The sequence below is a fragment of the Acidimicrobiales bacterium genome, assembly GCA_016794585.1.
Classification (GTDB): Bacteria; Actinomycetota; Acidimicrobiia; order Acidimicrobiales; family DATDAH01; genus JAEUJM01.
The window spans coordinates 145192-165583 of sequence record JAEUJM010000017.1; the positions used below are offsets into that span (position 1 = coordinate 145192).

At 72.2% G+C, this 20392-nt stretch carries 21 protein-coding genes; 18 read left to right on the plus strand and 3 right to left on the minus strand.

Annotated features, from left to right (window positions below; translation table 11 throughout):
* Window positions 1-28: 28 nt before the first annotated feature.
* From JNK12_09855 to JNK12_09895, 9 genes are all read left to right on the plus strand, one after another.
* Window positions 29-1660, plus strand: a complete 1632-nt coding sequence (locus tag JNK12_09855) for a long-chain fatty acid--CoA ligase (GenBank protein MBL8776226.1) — start codon at window positions 29-31, stop codon at window positions 1658-1660.
* 44 nt (window positions 1661-1704) lie between these two features.
* On the plus strand, window positions 1705-2553 hold the full coding sequence (locus tag JNK12_09860) for a class I SAM-dependent methyltransferase (GenBank protein ID MBL8776227.1): 849 nt from the start codon (window positions 1705-1707) through the stop codon (window positions 2551-2553).
* A 66-nt stretch (window positions 2554-2619) separates the two neighbouring features.
* Window positions 2620-3480 carry an SURF1 family protein gene (locus tag JNK12_09865; GenBank protein ID MBL8776228.1) on the plus strand — a complete coding sequence of 287 codons (861 nt, stop codon included), beginning with the start codon at window positions 2620-2622 and terminating at the stop codon, window positions 3478-3480.
* Window positions 3481-3493: 13 nt separating this feature from the next.
* On the plus strand, window positions 3494-4093 hold the full coding sequence (locus tag JNK12_09870) for a TetR/AcrR family transcriptional regulator (protein ID MBL8776229.1): 600 nt from the start codon (window positions 3494-3496) through the stop codon (window positions 4091-4093).
* Between the two features lie 93 nt (window positions 4094-4186).
* On the plus strand, window positions 4187-4867 hold the full coding sequence (locus JNK12_09875; protein ID MBL8776230.1) for a TetR/AcrR family transcriptional regulator: 681 nt from the start codon (window positions 4187-4189) through the stop codon (window positions 4865-4867).
* 3 nt (window positions 4868-4870) lie between these two features.
* On the plus strand, window positions 4871-6013 hold the full coding sequence (locus JNK12_09880) for a ferritin-like domain-containing protein (GenBank protein MBL8776231.1): 1143 nt from the start codon (window positions 4871-4873) through the stop codon (window positions 6011-6013).
* A gap of 125 nt (window positions 6014-6138) precedes the next feature.
* Window positions 6139-6795 (plus strand): hypothetical protein, encoded by a 657-nt coding sequence (locus tag JNK12_09885; GenBank protein ID MBL8776232.1) that lies wholly within the window; start codon window positions 6139-6141, stop codon window positions 6793-6795.
* Window positions 6792-7679 (plus strand): 4-hydroxy-tetrahydrodipicolinate synthase, encoded by an 888-nt coding sequence (dapA, locus tag JNK12_09890; GenBank protein ID MBL8776233.1) that lies wholly within the window; start codon window positions 6792-6794, stop codon window positions 7677-7679. Before JNK12_09885 ends, dapA begins: the two co-directional genes overlap by 4 nt.
* A gap of 4 nt (window positions 7680-7683) precedes the next feature.
* Window positions 7684-9348, plus strand: coding sequence for a ribonuclease J (locus JNK12_09895; GenBank protein MBL8776234.1), 1665 nt, complete (start codon window positions 7684-7686; stop codon window positions 9346-9348).
* Between the two features lie 12 nt (window positions 9349-9360).
* Here JNK12_09895 and JNK12_09900 read toward each other — a convergent pair whose 3' ends face one another.
* Window positions 9361-10326, minus strand: a complete 966-nt coding sequence (locus JNK12_09900; protein ID MBL8776235.1) for a YihY/virulence factor BrkB family protein — start codon at window positions 10324-10326, stop codon at window positions 9361-9363.
* A 30-nt stretch (window positions 10327-10356) separates the two neighbouring features.
* Here JNK12_09900 and bioB point away from each other — a divergent pair, with 30 nt between their 5' ends.
* Together bioB and JNK12_09910 are read left to right on the plus strand one after the other, a co-directional pair.
* Window positions 10357-11355, plus strand: coding sequence for a biotin synthase BioB (bioB, locus tag JNK12_09905; protein ID MBL8776236.1), 999 nt, complete (start codon window positions 10357-10359; stop codon window positions 11353-11355).
* A gap of 39 nt (window positions 11356-11394) precedes the next feature.
* Window positions 11395-11577, plus strand: coding sequence for a hypothetical protein (locus JNK12_09910; protein MBL8776237.1), 183 nt, complete (start codon window positions 11395-11397; stop codon window positions 11575-11577).
* A 15-nt stretch (window positions 11578-11592) separates the two neighbouring features.
* On the opposite strand, the gene JNK12_09915 is transcribed toward JNK12_09910, so the two are convergent.
* Window positions 11593-12423 (minus strand): enoyl-CoA hydratase/isomerase family protein, encoded by an 831-nt coding sequence (locus JNK12_09915; GenBank protein ID MBL8776238.1) that lies wholly within the window; start codon window positions 12421-12423, stop codon window positions 11593-11595.
* Window positions 12424-12464: 41 nt separating this feature from the next.
* On the opposite strand from JNK12_09915, the gene JNK12_09920 reads away from it, so the two are divergent.
* Genes JNK12_09920 through JNK12_09950 form a run of 7 tightly spaced genes read left to right on the plus strand, consistent with a single transcriptional unit; the run spans window position 12465 to window position 19886 of the window.
* Window positions 12465-14864 carry a DNA translocase FtsK 4TM domain-containing protein gene (locus JNK12_09920; protein MBL8776239.1) on the plus strand — a complete coding sequence of 800 codons (2400 nt, stop codon included), beginning with the start codon at window positions 12465-12467 and terminating at the stop codon, window positions 14862-14864.
* 35 nt (window positions 14865-14899) lie between these two features.
* A complete protein-coding gene (rimO, locus tag JNK12_09925; GenBank protein ID MBL8776240.1) occupies window positions 14900-16189 on the plus strand; it encodes a 30S ribosomal protein S12 methylthiotransferase RimO in 1290 nt (429 codons plus the stop codon).
* Window positions 16186-16803, plus strand: a complete 618-nt coding sequence (locus tag JNK12_09930; GenBank protein ID MBL8776241.1) for a CDP-alcohol phosphatidyltransferase family protein — start codon at window positions 16186-16188, stop codon at window positions 16801-16803. Before rimO ends, JNK12_09930 begins: the two co-directional genes overlap by 4 nt.
* A gap of 24 nt (window positions 16804-16827) precedes the next feature.
* Complete coding sequence (locus tag JNK12_09935; protein ID MBL8776242.1) at window positions 16828-18051, plus strand: competence/damage-inducible protein A; 1224 nt, start codon at window positions 16828-16830, stop codon at window positions 18049-18051.
* A 48-nt stretch (window positions 18052-18099) separates the two neighbouring features.
* Window positions 18100-18558, plus strand: coding sequence for a hypothetical protein (locus JNK12_09940; protein MBL8776243.1), 459 nt, complete (start codon window positions 18100-18102; stop codon window positions 18556-18558).
* Between the two features lie 49 nt (window positions 18559-18607).
* Complete coding sequence (locus JNK12_09945; GenBank protein MBL8776244.1) at window positions 18608-19219, plus strand: hypothetical protein; 612 nt, start codon at window positions 18608-18610, stop codon at window positions 19217-19219.
* Window positions 19220-19262: 43 nt separating this feature from the next.
* Entirely contained in the window at window positions 19263-19886 is a 624-nt protein-coding gene (locus JNK12_09950; GenBank protein ID MBL8776245.1) for a hypothetical protein, read from the plus strand.
* Here the strand turns inward: JNK12_09950 and msrB are convergent, their stop codons facing one another.
* Entirely contained in the window at window positions 19887-20318 is a 432-nt protein-coding gene (gene msrB, locus JNK12_09955; protein ID MBL8776246.1) for a peptide-methionine (R)-S-oxide reductase MsrB, read from the minus strand. It lies immediately after the preceding gene.
* Between the last annotated feature and the right edge of the window lie 74 nt (window positions 20319-20392).

A 20392-nucleotide genomic window follows, 5' to 3' on the forward strand; every position in this document is an offset into this window, starting at 1 on the left:
CCCGTGCAGCGCCGAGGAGGACCCGATCGTGCAAGGCCTGATGCAGGACACCCCGCTCACGTTGCCCCACTTCTTCCATCGGGCCGAGCGTCTGTTCCCCGACAAGGAGATCGTCACCGCCACGGCCGTGGGGCGCGAGCGCCGCACGTATGGCGAGTGGGCCGAGCGCACCCGCCGGCTGGGCGGCGTGTTCGACGACCTGGGCCTCTCCGAGGACGCCCGCGTCGGCACCTTCGGGTGGAACACCGCGCGCCACCTCGAGCTCTACTTCGCGGCGCCGTGCACGGGACGGGTGCTGCACACGTTGAACATCCGCCTCTTCCCCGAGCAGGTCACCTACATCGTCAACCACGCCGAGGACGAGGTCATCTTCGTCGACCGGTCCCTGGTGGGGCTGCTCTGGCCGTTGCTGGACACGTTCGAGACCGTTCGCCACGTCGTCGTCATGGACGACGGGAAGGGGGACGTCCCCAGCCCGGACGGGGGCCGGGCCGTGCACGACTACGAGGACCTCCTCGGGGCCGCCGAGCCGGTCTCGTTCGACGTGCGGGACGAGAACCGGGCGGCATCGATGTGCTACACGAGCGGCACCACGGGCAACCCCAAGGGGGTCGTCTACTCCCACCGCTCCACCTGGCTGCACACGGTCGGGGTGATGACCGCCGACAGCCTGGGCGTGAGCGAGCGCGACGTGATCCTTCCCGTCGTGCCGATGTTCCACGCCAACGCCTGGGGGCTGGCGCACGCGTCCGTGGCCGCCGGCGCCGGCCTGGTCATGCCCGGTCCCGACCTCTCGCCGCCGGCCATCGCCGACCTCATCGAGAGCGAGAAGGTCACGGTCGCGGCGGGGGTCCCCACCATCTGGATGGGGGTGCTCCCCGAGCTTGCCGGGCGCGACCTGTCCGCGCTCCGGGCCATCCCCTGCGGCGGCTCGGCCGTGCCTCGGTCGCTGTCCGAGGGCTACCGCGAGGCGACGGGTCTTCCCATCCTCCAGGCCTGGGGGATGACCGAGACCAGCCCCGTCGCGTCGATCGGCAAGATCAAGAGCACGCTGGCCGACCAGGACGAGGACACGCTCGCCGACCTGCGCTCGACCCAGGGCCTGGTGTCGATCGGCGTGGACTTCCGCATCGTCACGCAGGAGACGACCGATGAGGTGCCGTGGGACGGGGAGTCCCGGGGCGAGCTCCAGGTGTCGGGCCCGTGGATCGCGGCCACGTACTACAACGACGACCGGGCGGGGGAGTCCTTCACCGACGACGGCTGGCTGCGCACCGGCGACGTCGCGACCGTCGACGCCCAGGGCTACATCCGCCTCGTGGACCGCACGAAGGACGTGGTGAAGTCCGGCGGCGAGTGGATCAGCTCCGTGGAGCTCGAGAACGAGATCATGGGGCACCACAAGGTCGCCGAGGCCGCCGTCATCGGGGTCAACCACCCGAAGTGGGGCGAGCGCCCGCTGGCCTGCGTGGTCGTTGCCCCGGGGGAGACCCTCACCAAGGAGGAGGTGCTCGGCTACCTCGACGGGCGCATCGCCAAGTGGTGGACCCCTGACGACGTGGTCTTCATCGACGAGGTCCCCAAGACGTCGGTGGGCAAGTTCTCGAAGAAGGACCTGCGCACCCGCTTCGCCGACCACGTCCTCCCGGGCGGGGAGTAGTGGTCGCAGGGGAACCGTCGACGGGAGCGGCCAGGGAGCGCGACGTGTGCGCCGTGTGCGGCGCCACGGGGTCGGGCCCGGGCCTGCAGAAGGAGGGCTACGAGTACGTCGCCTGTGAGGGCTGCGGTGCGCTGCGCCTCGACCCGCTGCCCGCGCCCGATATCGCCGCGGCGCTGTACGACGAGAGCTACTTCACCGAGTCGACCAGCGGCGGCTACCACGACTACCTGGCGGACGAGGCCATCCACCGGCGCAACGCCCGACGCCACCTGGACCGCCTCGTGTCGCTGGGGGCCCGGCCACCCGGCCGACTCCTCGAGATCGGCGCCGCCGCGGGCTTCCTCCTCGACGAGGCCCGCACCCGGGGGTGGGACCCGGTGGGCGTGGAGGTCGCGCCCATCGCCGACCACGCCCGTGAGGAGCTCGGGCTCGCCGTCCATCGCCGTGTGACCGAACTGCCGGCCCCGACCGGCCCTGCGGAGGGGTTCGACGCCTCGGTGATGAACCAGGTGCTCGAGCACCTTCCCGAGCCCGACGCCGCGCTCGCGGAGGTCGCCGCCCGGTTGGCTCCGGGGGCCGTGCTCACCATCGAGACCTGGAACCGCGACGCGCAGGTGGCCCGGCGGCTCGGTGCCGGCTGGCAGCAGGTGACCCCTCCCTCGGTGCTCTGGCTCTTCTCCGCCGAGGACCTCCGCCGTCTCCTCGCCGCGGCCGGCTTCACCGACGTCACCGTGGCCCGCGCCACGAAGTGGGTCTCGGTGGCGACCGTGCTCGGGCAGTCCGCCGACGACACCGGGCCCTTGCGCCGACTGGCCGACAGCCGCGTCGGAGCGATCGGCCTCCCGTACCACCTCGGCGACCTCGTGGTGGTCACGGCCCGCCGGACGCGATGACCCCCGCGGGGCCGTGCCTCGCCCCGCGCTGGGGGAGCGGCCCGGCGTCGTCGTAGCCTCGACGTCGTGTACGGGTTCCTGCTGAAGCCCCGGTGGATCGTCTCGCACGTCCTCGTGGCGGTGCTGGTCGTGGTGCTCGTGACCCTCGGCCTCTGGCAGTTGCACCGCCTCGATCAGAAGCGGGACTTCAACGCCCTCGTGCGGGCCCGCACCGAAGCGCCGGCCGCGCCGGTCGACGAGGTGCTCCCGGCGGACGCCACCTTCGCCGACGCCGAGGACGTGGTCTTCCGGGAGGTCACCGCAGCGGGCACCTACGCCGCCGACGAGCAGGTGGTGGTGCGCTCGCGCAGCTTCGAGGGCAAGTCCGGCGCGTGGCTGTTGACGCCGCTGCGCCTGGACGACGGCACCGCGGTCCTCGTGAACCGCGGCTGGGTGCCGGTCCAGGCCGGCATCGAGCTCGAGCCCGAGTGGGCCCCGCCCTCTGGGCGCGTGAGCGTCGAGGGCCTGTTGGTGGCCACCCAGACGCGCGGCCGCTTCGGCGCCATCGATCCCGAGGGCGAGCGCCTCGAGACGGTGGCCCGGGCCGACGTCGCCCGCCTCCAGGAGCAGGTGGACGAGGACCTCGTCCCGGCCGTGCTCCAACTGGCCGACCAGGAGCCGGGGCAACCCGGGGACTTCCCGGTGGCCATCGGGGCGCCGGTGCTGTCCGAGGGCCCGCACCTGAACTACGCGGGGCAGTGGTTCATCTTCGCCACCATCGCCGCCGTGGGCTATCCCCTCATGCTGCGCCGCATCGCCCACAACCGGGCCAAGGAGGCGGCGGCGGAGGCCGCTGCAGCCGGGCCCGACGAGGGCACGGATGCGTCGAGGGCCTCCGGGGACGTCCCGAACGAAGGGGTGGACGAGCCCGTCGACGCCCCGGCGTGACGGTCGCCCCGCCATGACCGTCGACCGAGCGGAGGCCCGCGAGCGTGTGCTCGCGGCCGCCATCGACGTAGTGGCGGGCACGGGCCTGCGCGGACTGCGCATGGAGGAGGTGGCGAAGGCGGCCGGTGTCTCCCGCGCCACGCTCTACCGGTACTTCCCCGGCGGCAAGGACCAGCTCGTCAACGAGGCCATCACGTGGGAGGTGGGCCGCTTCTTCCGGGAGCTCGCGGTGGAGGTGGCCGACGCGCCGGACCTGCGCAGCCGCCTCGAGCGGGGGCTGATGTTCGCCAACCGGTCCATGGCCGGCCACGCCGCGCTGGCCACGGTCCTCGAGGCCGACCGCGAGCAGTTCCTGCCCCGGCTCCACGAGACGTCGCCCCTCGTGGTCGCGGTCGTGCGGGACTACCTGGCGCCGGCGGTGGCCGCCGAGCGGCTCCGCCCCGGCCTGGACGTGGACGAGGCGGCGGAGTACCTGGCCCGCATGGTCCTCTCGTTCATCCCGAGCCCGGGCCGATGGGACCTCGACGACCCGGACGAGGTGGCGCGCCTCGTCGACCAGCAGTTCCTCGCCGGGATCGTCGAACCGGGATCCCGGGGAGTCGCTCCGGGCTGAGACCTCGCTGAGACTTCGCTGAGACCACGCTGAGACACATGTCACAGGGCTTGCCATTTCCCTGAGACAAAATCGTGCGTATTGTCTCAGGCGATGAGTGCTGCCGTCGCGAGCGATGGGCGCACCCGGGGGGCGGTCGATCTCCGGGACCCCCGTGAGCGCATCCTCGATGCCACGTTGCGGGTGGTCGCCCGCGTCGGCGTCGCCGGCCTCACCCTCGACGACGTCGCCCGGGAGGCCGGGTGCGGGCGCGCCACGGTGTACCGCACCATCCCCGGCGGGCGCGACGACGTGTTGCAGCAGGCGGCGCTCGCCGAGCTCCACCGCTACCTGGTCGCCCTCGGCCATGCGCTCGACGCCGCCACCGACCTCGGCGAGCAGGTCACCGCCGCGGTGCACACGACCGCGGTCTTCGTCACGGGGAGCGCGCCGCTCCGCCACGTCCTGGCCAACGAGCCGGGGGCCATCCTCGCCCACGTCGCGTTCGACAAGAGCTACGTGGTGTTCGGGCTGGCCCAGGAGGTGCTCGCCCCCCGCCTCGCCCAGCACCTCCCGGACGACCGGGCCGCCGAGGCCGCGGAGTGGCTGGCCCGACTCGGCCTGTCCTATCTCGCCGTGCCCAACCCCGCGGTCGACCTGACCGACCTCGCCGCGGCGCGCCACCTCGTCACCACCTTCGTCCTGCCCGGCCTCGTGGCCGGGCCCGGCCCCGATCGGGCCGTCGCACCACCTCTCCCGTCCACCCCGAGCACCGCCACCACCCCCAGGAGCTGAGCCTTGTCCACCACCGAAGCCACGTCCACCGAAGAGCTGATCGGGCGCGCCGACGTCAACGACCTCGAGGCCATCCTCGGCGTCACCAACACCGACGTGAACGAGCTCGTCCACCACGTGAAGGACAACGCCGACTGCATCTTCACCTGGGACTACGAGAAGGGCCGACGCCCGGCCCTCAACAAGCTCTACGAGAAGGCCAAGACCTCACAGTGGAACGGCGAGACCGACCTCCCCTGGGACACCGAGGTCGACCAGGAGGCCGTGGTGCTGGCCAACGCCGAGGCCAACGCGCAGGGGATGTTCGCCGGTGCGGTCGACCTGACCGGCACGGTGTTCGAGAAGTGGGACGACAAGCAGTGGATCGAGCTCGGCATCGAGTCCCAGAACTGGATGCTCAGCCAGTTCATGCACGGTGAGCAGGGCGCCCTGGTCTGCACCGCCAAGATCGTCGAGACCGTCCCGTGGATCGACGCCAAGTACTACGCGTCCACCCAGGTGATGGACGAGGCCCGCCACGTCGAGGTCTTCGCCAAGTACCTCGACACGAAGCTCTCGGGGCACTATCCGATCAACGCCCACCTCAAGATGCTGCTCGACGACATCATCGAGGACAGCCGGTGGGACATGACCTACCTGGGCATGCAGATCATGGTCGAGGGCCTCGCCCTCGCCGCCTTCGGGTTCATCCACGCCATGACCCAGGAGCCGCTCCTCAAGCAGCTCCTGCGCTACGTGATGAGCGACGAGGCCCGCCACGTCGCCTTCGGCGTCCTCTCCCTGAAGGAGTACTACGAGGGCCTCGACATCGACGAGATCCGCGAGCGCCAGGAGTTCGCGTTCGAGGCCGCCGTGCGCATGCGGGACCGCCTGCTCCAACAGGAGGTGTGGGAGCGCATGGGCATCGACTCGAAGGAGGCCGTGCAGGCCGTGATGCTCTCGCCCGAGCGCCAGGTCTTCCAGCAGATGCTCTTCTCCAAGATCGTCCCCAACTGCAAGAAGCTCGGCCTGCTCGACGCCGGCGACGGTTGGCTCCGCGAGAAGTTCGGTGAGATCGGCGTGATCCAGTTCGAGGACTGGACCGACACCGGCGACGAGTACGAGGCCTTCGCCCTGAGCGACGAAGAGCTCACCACGGCCTCCTGAGCACTTCACCGGACGGCGCCCGTCGCCGGACGGTGACGCACCGCCCGTGGACCCACCGGCCCCCGGGGTCGCGCCCGCCGGATCTGGACGCGACGCCGAGGCAGGCGGGGGGTACGATCGCCCCGATGTCCACGACCGCCCCGCACCCTGCGCCGGGCGGGCCCCACCCCTCGTCCCCCGACACGCTGGTCCTCCACGGCCTGCGTCTGAAGGCCTTCCCGGACACCGACGTGCTCGCAGCGGCGGTGGGCCTCCCCGAGAGCGAGGCGGCGCCGGCGCTGCTCGCCTTCGCCGACGCCGGCCTGGTACGCCGCGTCGAGGGTCACATCACCGGTTGGTCCCTCACGGCCGACGGCCGGCGCGAGGGGGAGCGGCGGCTGGCCGAGGAGCTCGATGCCGCCGGCGCCCGCGAGGCCGTCCGGGGCGACTACGGGCGCTTCGTGGCCCTCAACCCCGAGCTGCTCGCGGTCTGCACGGACTGGCAGATGCGCGGTGACGACGTGAACGACCACGGCGACGTCGAGTACGACGAGGCGGTCGTGCACCGCCTCGTCGAGCTCCATGTGCGCGTCCGCCCCGTCCTCGCCGACCTGCGGAGTCACCTCGCCCGGTTCGCGGGCTACTCCCAGCGCCTGCGCGGGGCCCTCGAGCGGGTCACCGAGGGCGAGCGCGACTGGTTCACCAAGCCCACCATCGACTCGTACCACACGGTGTGGTTCGAGCTGCACGAGGACCTGCTGGCCACCCTGGGCCTCGAGCGGTCCAAGGAGGCAACGCCATGACGGCACGGTTCGGCGAGGTCCTGGTGGCCATGGTCACCCCCTTCGACGACGACCTGGCCCTCGACCTCGACGCGGCGCGTGACCTCGCCCGCTGGCTGGTCGAGCAGGGGGCCGACGGCCTCGTGCTGGCCGGCACCACCGGCGAGGCCCCCACCCTGACCGACGAGGAGAAGCTCGACCTGTTCCGGGCGGTGCGCGAGGCGGTCGACGTCCCCCTCCTGGCCGGCACGGGCAGCTTCGACACCGCCCACACCATCGAGCTCACCCGCGCCGCCGCGCACACCGGCGTCGAGGGCTTCCTGGTGGTCAGCCCCTACTACTCGAAGCCGTCGCAGGCGGGCATCGAGGCCCACTTCCGGGCCGTGGGCGAGGCCTCCGACCTGCCCTTCCTGATCTACGACGTCCCCGGCCGCACCGGTCGGCGCATCGACACCGACGTGGTGCTCCGACTCGCCCACGAGGTGCCCACCCTCGCCGGCATCAAGGACGCCACCGGCGATCCGGGCGCCTCGGCTCGACTGGTGGCGGAGTCGCCCAGCAGCTTCGAGCTCTACAGCGGCGACGACGCCCTCACCCTGCCCCTGCTCGCGGTCGGCGCGGTCGGCGTGGTCGGGGTGGCCACCCATTGGAGCGCGGCCGAGCACGCCCAGATGATCTCGGCCTTCACGAAGGGCGACGTCGACGAGGCCCGCCGCGTGAACGCGCTGCTGCTCGAGTCCTACGACTTCGAGGTCAGCCCCGAATCTCCCCACGCCGTCTCCGCCAAGGCCATGCTGCGGGCCCTCGGTGTCCGGGTCGGGCAGTGCCGCCCGCCCATCGGCCCCACCCCCGACGGTCTCGAGGCTCGCGCCCGGGCCGTCCACGATCGACTGAAAGCTGGATGAGCGCATGCCAAAGCCCGTAAAGATCACCTTCCTGGGGGGCTTGGGTGAGATCGGCCGGAACTGCGCCTGCATCGAGGTGAAGGGCCGCATCATGTTGATCGACTGCGGTCTGATGTTCCCCGACGCCGACATGCTCGGCATCGACCTGGTGCTGCCCGACTTCACCTATCTGCGGGACAACGCCGACCGCATCGAGGGGTGCATCGCCACCCACGGCCACGAGGACCACGTGGGCGCGCTGTCCTACCTCCTGCGAGAGCTCTCGTTCCCCGTCTACGGCTCGGCGCTGACCCTGGGCCTGGCCCGCGGTCGCATCGAGGAGGCGGGGCTGCTCAAGAAGACCGAGCTGATCCCGGTGCGCGACGGCGACCGCATCCAGGTCGGGCCGTTCGACCTCGAGTTCATCCCCGTCACCCACTCGGTGCCGCACGCCTTCGCCACGGCCTTCCACACCCCGCAGGGCACGATCTTGCACTCGGGCGACTTCAAGCTCGACCTCACCCCGGTGGACGGCCGGCGCACGGACCTCTCCCGCATCGGCGCCCTCGCCAGCGGCGACGGCATCCGGCTCCTGCTGTCCGACTCCACCAACGCCGACAGCCCCGGGCACTCCCGCTCCGAGACCGAGATCGGCGCCGTCCTCTACGACCTCTTCCACCGGCACGAGGGCCGGCGCATCATCACCGCCTGCTTCGCCAGCCACATCCACCGCATCCAGCAGATCGCCGACGCCGCCGTGGCCTTCGGGCGCACCGTGGCCACCCTCGGCATGTCGATGAAGAAGAACGTGAAGCTGGCCCGGGACATGGGCCTGTTGCACATCCCCGACCACGCGCTGCGCGACATCGAGGAGGTCAACGACCTCGACCCCGGCAAGGTGTGCATCATCTCCACCGGGTCCCAGGGCGAGCCGATGTCGGCGCTGGCCCTCATGGCGTCGAGCGACAGCCGGTGGCTGAAGATCACCGAGGACGACACCGTCATCCTCAGCTCGCACCCGATCCCCGGCAACGAGTTCAACGTGAACAAGGTGGTCGAAGGACTCGTCCGCCTGGGTGCCGAGGTCGTCCACTCGGGGATCAGCGACGTGCACGCCACGGGTCATGCCAAGCAGGAGGAGCTGAAGACCTACCTGTCCATCACCAAGCCCGAGTGGTTCGTGCCGGTGCACGGCGAGTTCCTGCACCTCACTGCCCACGCCAAGCTCGGCCGGCTGATGGGCATCCCCGACAACCGGGTCATCCAGTGCGAGGACGGCGACCAGCTCACCCTCTCCGATGACGGCCTGGCCCTCACGGGCAGCGTCCCCGCCGGCTACCTGTACGTCGACGGCATCGTGGGGGACGTCGGCGACGGCGTCCTGCGCGACCGCCGCGTGCTCGCCGAGGAGGGTGTGGTCGTGGTCATCGTCACCGTCGACTCCTCCACCGGCGAGGTCATCACCGGCCCGGACGTGATCACCCGCGGATGGGTGTACGCGCCCGAGGCCGACGGGCTGCTCGACGAGGCGTCCGACGCCGTCGCGTCCGCCATCCACGACGCGTTCGCCGAGGAGAACACCCACGACATCGAATCGCTCCAACGGGTCGTGCGCCGCGCCGCCGGCAAGTTCGTCAGCAGCCGCACGAAGCGCCGACCCATGATCGTCCCGGTGGTGTTGGAGGCCTAGGGCGGCGGGGCCTCAGGCCGGGGAGACGGCGATGTCCTCGTCGCGCGCGGTGGCGTCGTCGGCGTCGCCGGCGTCGATGCGGGCCTGACGTTCGGCCTCGCCGTTGAGCTCGGCGCCCAGCAGCACCACGAAGGCGGTCAGGTAGAGCCACAGCATCAGCACCACCACCGCCCCGATGCTGCCGTAGGTGTCGTTGTAGCTGCCGAAGTTGTTCACGTAGACGGCGAACAGCACCGAGCCGATGACCCAGAGGAGCCCGGCGGTGAGCGATCCCGGGGTGACCCACTGCCAGCGGGCGTTCCGACGGGCGGGGGCGTAGCGGTAGATGATGGCGAGGCCGAGGAGCATGACCGCGGCCAGGAACGGCCAGCGCAGGATGCTCGCGGTGAGCCGGCCGGCGGGGCCGAGGTGCTCGCCGAGGGCGGGGAGGGCGGTGATGGCGAACACGGTGAGGACGACGAGGAGCACCCCGCCCAGCGTGAAGCCGTACGCCACGAGGCGCACCCTCACGAAGCCGCGGGTCTCGTCCTCGTCGTAGGCGACGTTGATGGCCTCCATGAGCGCCTTCATCCCCTTGGACGCCGCCCAGGCGGCCGCCAGGACGGAGAAGAGAAGGCCGACCGTCAGGCTGGAGCTCGACGTCGAGGCGACCGACTGCAACTGGTCCACCAGCAGGCGCCGCACCTCGTCGGGCAGTCCGGCCGACAGCTCGTCGATCTGGCGGGTGACGTCGGCGGGGTCGGAGACCAGCCCGTAGATGGAGAGCAGCGCGACCATGGCCGGGAAGAGGGCGAGCACGCTGTAGAACGCGACGCCCCCCGCGAGGATCGAGACGCTGTCGGACTTGACCTGGTCCTTCGTCCGGAGCGCGATGGCCTTCCAGCCGGCGGCCGGGATCTCGGCCGGCGTCTCCGCCGGCGCCTCCGCTCGGTCGCCCGTCGTGGGAGCGCCTCGATCGAGGTCTGCCGCACGTGCCATGGGCCGCACCTACCCACTACCGTCGCACCGATGTCACGGGAACTGATCGCCGCCGCCGGAACCGCCCTTCTCGACGAGCGCCGGCAGCTGAAGGCCGAGGAGCTCGCCGGCCTCGCGGCGATCCCTGACTCGATGGTGCCCTCCCTGGCCGCCCTCGCCCACGAGGTGCGCCTGGCGTGGTGCGGCCCCGAGGTCGAGGTCGAGGGCATCCTCTCGGCGAAGACCGGCGGCTGCCCGGAGGACTGCCACTTCTGCAGCCAGTCCTCGAAGTTCCCCCTCCAGATCCAGGCCACCCCGTTCCTCGGCACCGACGAGGTCCTCGCCGCCGCCCGTGAGACGGCGGCGCTGGGCGCGTCCGAGTTCTGCATCGTCCTCGCGCTCCGGGGTCCCGACGAGCGGACGATGGGCCGCCTCCTCGAGCTCGTGCCCCTGGTCCGCGACGAGGTGGGCATCAACGTCGCCGTCAGCGCCGGCATCCTCGACGCCGACCAGGCCCAGCGGCTCGCCGCCGGCGGGGTCCACCGCTACAACCACAACCTCGAGACCGCCCGGTCGCACTTCCCCAACATCGTCACCACCCACACGTGGGAGGAGCGCCACGACACCTGCCGCCTCGTGCGCGAGAACGGCATGGAGCTGTGCTGCGGTGTGCTGCTCGGCATGGGCGAGACCGACGAGCAGCGCCTCGAGCTGATCGGCGAGCTCCGCGACGTCGAGCCCGCCGAGGTGCCCATCAACTTCCTCAACCCCCGCCCGGGGACACCGTTGGCCGATTTGCCCCTCGTCGAGCCCCTCGAGGCCATCCGCTGGATCGCGCTCTTCCGTCTCGGCCTGCCGTCGGTGATCCTCCGTTATGCGGGCGGGCGCGAAGTCACCCTCCGCGAGCTCCAGACCCTCGGCATGACCTCGGGCATCAACGCCCTCATCGTGGGCAACTACCTGACCACCCTCGGCCGCTCACCCGACGAGGACCTCCAGATGCTCGAGGACCTGCGCATGCCCATCGGCGCGCTCTCCAAGGTCATCTGAGCGGACGAGCGGACGGCGAGCACCCTGCGCCTTCGTCTGGTGGCCGAGGAGGCCGGGTTCTGCACGGGCTGCGGGCGGCCCGTGGCCGAGTGCGCCGGCGGGTGTGCCGGGCCCTACGAGGCCCCCCGCCACTGCCCGGTGTGCGGCCGGCGCCTGGCCGTCCAGGTCACGCCCACGGGCGTCTCGGCCCGCTGCCGCGACCACGGCGCCCTCACCCCCTGAGCCCGCGGCGCCGGCCTACGGGGTCCAGGTGAAGCGGGGAGGGCGGCGCTCGAGGAACGCGGCCAGGCCCTCGGCCGCGTCGCCGGCCTCGCCGGACAGGGCCGCCCACCGGGCCTCGACCTCGGGGGTCACCGCCCCCGTCGTGGTGATCGACGCGATCATCTCCTTGGTGGCCTGCTGGGTGAGCAGCGAGCGTTCATCGGCCAGTTCGTGGGCCAGCGAGCGGGCCCGCTCCTCGGCGAGGCCGGGATCGTGCACCTCGTGCACGAGCCCGATGTGGTGGGCGCGCTCGGCCCCGACGAGCTCGGCCGAATACAGCAGGTGCTTGGCGGCCGCCGGCCCGATGACCGCCACGGCCCGCTCGAGGGCGAAGGGCGGGTAGACGATGCCGAGGCGCGCCGGGGTGATCCCGAAGCGGGCGGTGGACTCGGCGATGCGCAGGTCGCAGGAGATGGCGATCTCGGCGCCGCCGCCCACGCACGACCCCTGGATGAAGGCGATGGTCGGGCGGGGGAAGGCGGCCAAGGCGTCGTCCGCGGCCTTGTTCACCGCGTTGTAGTCGGTGCGGTCGGCGAGACCGCTCAGCTCGCCGATGTCGGCACCGGCGCAGAAGTGCTCGCCCGCTCCACGGACCACCAGGACCCGGACGGAGGCGTCGTCCCCCAACTCGGCACAGGTGCGGCTGATCCCCGCCCACATGGCCTCGGTGACCGCGTTTCGCTTGTCGGGGCGGTTGAGCCACAGCGTGGCGACCGCGCCGTCGCGGGTGACCACGAGGGGCTCGTCGGAGGAGGGGAGGGCCGGTTCCGTCACCGGCCCATCTTGGCCCAGAACCCGGTTTCGCATCGCCTGTTGGTGGTGGGGCTGGTGTTAGCGTTGTGGCCACTGTGGCCAAGCAACCCAGCCGATCCTCGGGGGCCTCGAAGTCCCGTTCCACGCGTTCCACCGGAACCCGCACCGCCACGCGCAAGGCCCCGCCCCCGCCCCCCACGGCCACCGAGCGGGCCACCGCGTTCGCCGGCAAGGCCCTCGGCGGCCACGGCGCCGACATCGCCGGCCTCGCCCTCATCGCCCTCGGCATCATCGCCGGCCTCGGCATCTACGGCGACCTCGTGGGCCCCGCCGGCGGCTTCCTGTCCGACGCCACGGGCGCCTTCCTGGGCCTCGTCCGCTGGCTGACGCCGCCGGTGCTCGTCCTGCTCGGCGTCGTCGTGCTGCGCTCCGGCCCGCACGCCGAGGACGATCCGACCGCCGACGCCGGCGCCGGCGATCGCCCCCACGACCAGGCGGCGCGGCTCATCGTCGGGTGCGCCTTGCTGCTGATCTCGGTGACCGGCCTGCTGCACCTCGTGGCCGGCAGCCCCGAGTGGGGCGATCCGGTCGCCGACTTCGGCGATGCCGGCGGATACCTCGGCTTCGCCACCGGTGCCCCCCTCGAGGCCGTGCTGGCGGTCTGGGGCGCGGCCCTGGTCCTCATCACGGTGGGCCTCGTCGGCGTCATCGTGCTCAGCCGGGCCCACGTGCGCACCGCCGCCGACCGCACCGCGGCGGGCGTGCGTCCTGCGGGGTCGGCGCTGCGACAGGCCTACCAGTGGCTGTTCCGCGTCGGCGACGATCGCTCGGGCGCGCCGGCCGCCGCCAGCGGGTCCGCCACCCTCTTCGACCAGGACGAGGGCGCCGCGCTCGAGCCCGTGGCGCCCAAGAAGGCGCTGCGCCCAGCCAAGAAGCGGGCCATCGAGCCTGCGCTCGAGCCCATCGAGTCCACCGCCCGCGAGATCGGCCCGCCCCGTGCGGTCAAGGGCTCGCCGTGGAAGCTGCCGCCCGCCAACCTCCTCGAGCGCGCCGGCGACCACGAGTACGACCACGCCCAGGTCGAGGCCACGGGCCGTGAGCTCGAGCGGGCCCTCGCCGAGCACGGGGTCGAGACCCGCCTCGTGGGGATGGTCGTCGGCCCGACCGTCACCCGCTTCGAGCTCGAGCTGGGCCCCGGGGTCAAGGTGGCCCGGGTCACCAGCCTGCACAAGGACATCGCCTACGCGATGGCGTCGCCCGACGTCCGCATCCTGGCCCCCATCCCCGGTCGCCAGGCAATCGGCGTCGAGGTCCCCAACGTCCGCCGCCACCTCGTCTCGGTGGGCGACATCCTCGCCTCGCCCGAAGCGCGCAAGGCCACCCACCCACTGGAGGTGGCGGTCGGCCGCGACATCGCCGGCAAGGCCGTGCTGGCCAACCTCGCCACGATGCCGCACATCCTCATCGCCGGCGCCACGGGTGCGGGCAAGTCGTCGTGCATCAACTCGATCATCACGTCGATCCTGATGCGCTCGACGCCCGAGCAGGTGCGCATGATCCTGGTCGACCCCAAGCAGGTCGAGCTCGGCCAGTACGAGCGCCTGCCCCACCTCCTCACCCAGGTGGTCACCGACCCGAAGAAGGCCGCCAACGCGTTGGCTTGGGCCTGCAAGGAGATGGACCGCCGCTACGACCTGCTGTCCGAGGCGGGCGTGCGCGACATCACCGGCTACAACGCCAAGTTCGACCGGGGCGAGCTGCGCCAGGGCCCGCCACCCGGTGAGGGCGCCGACGGCGACGAGCTGCCCGCGCAGGAGCGCATGCCGTTCATCCTCGTCGTGGTGGACGAGCTCAACGACCTCATGATGGTGGCGGCGCGCGACGTCGAGGCCTCCATCACCCGCATCGCCCAGAAGGCCCGCGCCGTGGGCATCCACCTCGTGGTGGCCACCCAGCGTCCGTCGGTCAACGTCATCACCGGCGTGATCAAGGCCAACATCCCGGCCCGGCTCGCCTTCGCCGTGGCCAGCCTCCAGGACAGCCGGGTCATCCTCGACCAGCCCGGCGCTGAACGCCTGGTGGGCAAGGGTGACATGCTCCTGCTCGGTCCCACGTCGAGCGTGCCGCACCGCATCCAGGGCTCGTGGGTAACCGAGGAAGAGGTCCGAGGCGTGGTGAAGGCCTGGCACGACCAGGCCCCCGACGTGGCGTACGTCCCGGGCGTGGACGGCGAGGCCGACCCCACCGAGGGGGGCGGCGGCGCCTTCGGCGGCGGCGACAGCGAGGACGACGAGTTGCTCCGCCAGGCCATGGACCTCGTCGTGCGCAGCCAGCTCGGCTCCACCTCGATGCTCCAGCGCAAGCTGCGGGTCGGCTTCGCCCGCGCCGGCCGCCTGATGGACCTGCTCGAGCAGCAGGGCGTGGTCGGGCCCTCCGAGGGCTCCAAGTCGCGGGCCGTGCTGATGACCGTCGAGGAGCTCGACGGGCTCGGCTGAGGGTCGTCAGCCGGACGACAGGTAGTCTGGGGCCGGTGACGCCGAGGCGATTCTGGGTGGAGACGCTGGGCTGTCCGAAGAACGAGGTCGACTCCGACAAGCTCGTCGGCACCTTGCTCGCGGACGGCCTCCTCCCCGCGCCCTCGGCGGACGAGGCCGACCTCGTGGTGGTCAACACCTGCGCCTTCGTCGAGGAGGCCCGTCAGGAGTCCATCGACACGGTGATCGACCTCGGCGACCGCCGCCGAGAGGGCGCCGAGCTCGTGGTGACGGGATGCCTGGCCGAGCGCTACGGCACCGAGCTGGCCGACGCCCTGCCCGAGGCCGACGCCGTGGTCGGGTTCGGCGTCCCGGTCACCCTCACGGCCAAGCCCGGGACGAGCGAGCCGGCGGCGCCCTCGTTCGACCTGCTCAACCTCCCCCGGCCGCGCTCGCTCGTGCCCTGGGCCTACGTCAAGGTGGCCGAGGGCTGCGACCGTGCCTGCGGCTTCTGCGCCATCCCCAGCTTCCGGGGCCCGCAGCGCTCCCGCTCGATCGACTCGATCCTCGCCGAGGTCGACCAACTCGACGTCCGTGAGGTCGTCCTCGTGGCGCAGGACCTGGCCGCGTTCGGGCGCGATCAGGGTCGGGGCACGCGCGCCATCGTGCCCCTGGTCGAGGCCGTCGCCGCGCGAGCCGACCGGGTCCGCCTGCTCTACCTGTACCCGTCGGACCTCACCGACGGGCTGATCGACGCCATCTGCGCCACCGGTGTCCCCTACTTCGACCTGTCCCTCCAGCACGTGTCGCCGCCGCTGCTGCGACGCATGCGCCGGTGGGGCGACGGCGGGCGCTTCCTCGAGCGCATCGAGGCCATCCGCCGACGCGAGCCCGAGGCCGCCTTCCGGTCCAACTTCATCGTGGGCTACCCGGGCGAGACCGAGGAGGACCACGACGCGCTCCTCCGCTTCGTCGACGACGCCCAGCTCGACTGGTGCGGCTTCTTCCGGTACTCCGAGGAGGCCGGCACCTACGCCGCCGACCTCGACGGCCGGGTCGACGACGGCCTCGTACGTGAGCGCCTCGCCGAACTGGGCGAGCGCCAGGACGCCATCACCGCCCACCGCCGTCTCTCCCTCGTCGGACGCGAGGTGCAGGTGCTCGTGGACGCCCCCGGGACCGGGCGCACGCACCGGGAGGCGCCCGAGGTCGACGGCATCGTCACCGTGCCGGGAGAGCTGGCCGTGGGGACCTTCCACACCGTGACCGTGACCGACGCCGTGGGCCCCGACCTCCACGCCGAGGCGGCGGTGCTCACCGCGGTCGCGAGCGGGGCGGCCTCGTGACCGCCGAGCAGCAGCCGCAGGTCGAGCGCCCCGAGGGTGGCTTCGGCCCGTCGGCCATCGCCACCCCCGCGAACTTCGTCACCATCACCCGGCTGTTCGTCTCCCCGCTGCTGTTCGCGATGCTGGCCAAGGACGACGTGTCCTGGGGGGCAACCCTGCTGTGGGGCGTGCTCGCCCTCACCGACGGTGTGGACGGGTGGATCGCCCGCCGCCAGGGAGCCACCCGCTCGGGCGCGTTCCTCGACCCGCTCGCCGACAAGGTGCTCGTCCTCGGTGCGATGGCGGTCCTGGTGGGCAGCGGCGCGTTCGGGTGGGTGCCGTTCGTGCTCATCGGCGCCCGGGAGCTCGGCATCTCGCTCTACCGCTCTTACTGGGGGCGGCGCGGCCTCGCCATCCCCGCCCGCAAGAGCGCCAAGGTCAAGACCGTCGTGCAGGAGTTGGCTGTGACCGCGGCGATCTGCCCCCCGATCGTCGACGCCACACCGTGGCTCGGTGAGGTGCTGCTGTGGGCGGCGGTGGCGCTCACGCTGTTCAGCGGGGCGCAGTACGTCCTCGACGGCCGACGGGCCATCACCACCATGGGGTCCGACGATCCCGCCGACTCCCGGAGCTGACCGTTGCGCTGTGAAGTGATCGCCGTGGGCACCGAGCTGCTGCTCGGCCAGATCGTGGACACGAACTCGTCGTGGATCGGGGAGCAGCTCGCCCTCTCGGGCATCGACTCCCACTTCCAGACCAAGGTGGGCGACAACGCCCAGCGCATCGCGTCGGCCCTGCGCATCGCCCTCGAGCGCAGCGACGCCGTGATCATGTGCGGCGGGCTGGGCCCCACCCAGGACGACATCACCCGCGACGTCATCGCCGACGTGCTCGGGGTCCGTCTGGTGCGCCGGCCGGACCTCGAGGAGAAGATCCGGGCCATGTTCGGTACGCGGGGGCGGGCCATGCCCGAGAACAACCTGCGCCAGGCCGACGTCCCCGAAGGGGCGGAGGTACTCGCCGAGATGCCCGGGACCGCACCGGGACTGCGGTGCCCGGTGGGGGAGTCACAGGTCATCTATGCCGTGCCCGGCGTCCCCTACGAGATGAAGGCGATGGTCGCCGGGAGCATCCTCCCCGACCTGCGCGCCCGGGCCGGCGTCTCGTCGGTCATCCACAGCCGCACCCTCCGCACCTGGGGCCACTCCGAGTCGGGCCTGGCCGAGATGCTCGCCGACCGCATCACCGAGCTCGACGACGTGGGCAACCCCACGCTCGCCTTCCTGGCCAGCGGCATCGAGGGGCTCAAGGTGCGCATCACCGCCAAGGCGGCCGACGACGCCGCCGCCGAGGTGATCCTCGACGAGGAGGAGGCCCGCCTGCGCGAGATCATCGGCCACCTCGTGTTCGGCCTCGACGACCAGACGATGGAGTCCGTCGTCGTCGACCTGCTGCGGGACCAGGGTCTCACCCTCGCCGTGGCGGAGTCGCTCACCGGTGGGCTCATCACCAGTCGGCTCACGGAGGTGCCCGGCTCGAGCGACGTCCTGCGGGGTGGGGTGGTGAGCTACGCCTCCGAGGTGAAGTTCGACCTCCTGGACGTGCCCGAAGGCCCGGTGGTCTCGGCCGTCGCGGCGCAGGCCATGGCCGAAGGCGTCCGGGCCCGCCTCGGGGCCGATGTCGGCATCTCGGTGACCGGCGTGGCCGGTCCGGCCGAGCAGGAGGGCCAGCCCGTGGGCACCGTCTTCCTCGGGGTCGCGGTGGACGATGAGGCGGATGCCGTCGGCACCCGCTTGCCGGGCGACCGCCAGCGCATCCGGGAGTTCTCGACCATCAGCGTGTTGAACCTGCTCCGCGAGCGCCTGCTCGCGCGCGCGGGCTGAGGGCCGGTACCCTCCGGCCTCCAGAGCCCTCGCCCGCCGGGAGTCCCCATGGCCGCCCCTGTCCGTACCTCCGTCCGCCGCCGCCGATCCGTCGCCGTCGCCCTGGGCGCGGCCGGCGTGTTCGCTCTCGCGGCGTGTGGGAGCGGGGTGCAGGAGGCGTCGGTGGACACCGGCGCCTCGCCGACCATCGAGGTGCCGGACCTCACCGTGCCGGAGCCCACCACCACCACCACCGAGGCGGACGAGGCGACGACCACCACCGAGGCGGACGTGACCGACACCAGCACCGCCGGCGGCGAGGTCCCCGACCCGCAGGAGCCCGTCGACCTGGGTGACGACGCCGAGCTCGACGCTCTGGCCCAGGACTGCTTCGACGGCGACTTCGGCGCCTGCGACCAGCTCTTCTTCGACAGCCCGGTCGACTCGGACTACGAGGCCTACGGCGACTCGTGCGGTGGCCGCAACGAGCCCGGCGGCCTCTGTGTGAACCTCTACGGCCCGGGCTGATCCCGGCAGCGACTACCGTCAACCTCACCCCCCTCGAAGGAGCGCCCGAATGACCCGCCGCCTGCTGCTGCTCGTCTCTGTCCTCGTGCTCGTCCTCGCCGCCTGTGGCGATGGTGTCGAGGAGAACGGCGGCGGCGTCGACGTCACGGTGTCGGACACCAAGCCCGACACCGGCGACACCACCGACACCACGGCGTCGACCGACACGACGGTGGCCGACGACAACGGCGACATCCCGCCGGGCCAGGATCCCCGCAACATCCTCGGCGACGACGAGGCGCTCAACGAGCTCGCCAACCAGTGCTTCGAGGGCGACATGGAGGCCTGCGACGACCTCTTCGCGCAGACCCCGGTCGATTCCGACCTCGAGGCGTACAGCCAGACCTGCGGCGGTCGCATCGACGAGGTCGACGGCTCCCCGCGCTGCGCCGCCCGCTTCGTGAGCGCCGGAGAGGCCCAGGAGCCGGGCGACTTCGACGACGCCGAGTTCGACGGGCTCGCCGCCGACTGCTTCGACGGTGACCTGGGGGCCTGCGACGAGCTCTTCCGGGTGACCCCGGTGGGTTCGGCGGCCGAGGCCTACGGCAGCACGTGTGGCGGCCGCCTCGAGGACGGGGTGAGCGGGAGCTGCGAGGACCTCCTGGGCGAGGGCGGGCAGTAGGGCCACGCCAGTCGCTCCGACGAGCCGTCCACGGCTCCTGGCCGTGATCTCCGCGACGAGCGCCTCCACCACGCGCAAGGCCGTGCGAGCCGCGGCCACCCTCCTCGTCGCGGCCGCGCTGATCGTGCTGGGTGCCTGCGGCGACGGTGTCGAGCCCCGCGCGGAGGCGCCGGCCGCCCCGACGACCACGCCGGGGGCCGGGAGCCTGCTCCTGCCGCCGGCGTCCGGTCCCGTGGACGTGCCCGAAGGCGAGGACCCCTCCGGGTTGCTGGGCGAGGATCCCCGGCTCGACGAGCTGGCCCAGGCGTGCTTCGAGGGCGACCTGTTCGCCTGCGACACGCTCTTCCTGCGCACCGAGGTCGACAGCGAGCTCGAGGCGTACAGCCAGACGTGCGGTGGGCGCATCGAGCGCCAGGCCGGCGCCCCTGGCTGCGCGGAGCGCTTCGACGTGGCCGCTCCCGACGCCGAGGCGCCGGGAGTGCTCGGTGACGACGCCGAGCTCGACGCGTTGGCGCAGGCGTGCTTCGGCGGTGACGCGGGCGCCTGCGACGACCTCTACCTGCGCTCCCCGGTCGACTCGGCCTACGAGGCGTACGGGGCGACGTGCGGTGGCCGCCTGGCCCTCGCGAGCGACGGGGGCTGCCAGAGCCAGTTCGGCACCGGCTGATCAGCCGTCGGCGTCGTCCGTGTCGTCGGCGCGGTCGGCTGCCGGGTCCAGGCGCAGCGACGCCGAGTTCATGCAGAAGCGGGCGCCGGTCGGGCGCGGGCCATCGGGGAAGACGTGGCCCAGGTGGGCGCCGCAGTTCGCGCACATCGCCTCGGTGCGCACCATCCCGTGGGAGCGGTCGGTCTCGGTGACCACCGCGGCATCGTCGAGCGGGGCGAAGAAGCTGGGCCAACCGGTCCCGGAGTCGAACTTGGTCTCGGACGAGAACAGCGGGGCGTCGCAGCACACGCACCGGTAGGTGCCGTCGTCCTTGCAGTCCCAGTACGCGCCGGTGAAGGCGCGCTCGGTGCCCTTCTCGCGGGTCACGTGGTACTGCTCGGGGGTCAGGGTCCGGCGGTACTCGTCGTCGGTGGCGGGGGGTCGGGCGTCCACGGTGGGGTGCCTCCTGATGGGGTGTCGGATGAGAAATTCCCCGTTCGGTCCTTGATCGAACGGACGTTCGTAAC